General features: G+C 72.9%; 1 pseudogene. It reads left to right on the top strand.

What is annotated here, in order from left to right:
* Nucleotides 1-417: pseudogene (locus ASG00_RS17015) on the top strand (oxidoreductase); the annotation flags it as partial.

The raw sequence follows: 417 nt of genomic DNA, 5'->3' as shown, positions 1-417 counted from the left end.
CTGCTCATCACCGAGGGCACCTTCCCGAGTGCCGAGTCGAAGGCGTACCCCGGGCAGCCCGGCATCGCCTCCGAGGAGCAGGCGGCCGGCTGGGCGCTCGTCGCCGACGCGGTGCACGCCGCCGGCGGACACGTGTTCGCCCAGCTCATGAACGGCGGCCGCGTCTCGCACCCGGAGATCACCGGAACGGCGCGCATCGTGGCGCCGTCGGCGATCGCCATCGAGGGCGAGGTGCGGGTGCCCGGCGGATCCAAGAAGCCCTATCCCGTGCCGCACGCCCTCGACGGCGCGGAGCTGGAGATCGTGCGCGACGAGTTCGTGCTCGCCGCCCGCCGTGCGATCGCCGCCGGACTCGACGGGGTCGAGGTGCATTCCGCCAACGGCTACCTGCTGCACCAGTTCCTTTCGCCGGCGTCC

The sequence above is a fragment of the Microbacterium sp. Leaf351 genome (assembly GCF_001423825.1).
Lineage (GTDB): Bacteria > Actinomycetota > Actinomycetes > Actinomycetales > Microbacteriaceae > Microbacterium > Microbacterium ginsengisoli.
The sequence above is the reverse complement of the archived record's forward strand: the minus strand, read 5'-3'. Positions and strand labels throughout refer to the sequence as shown.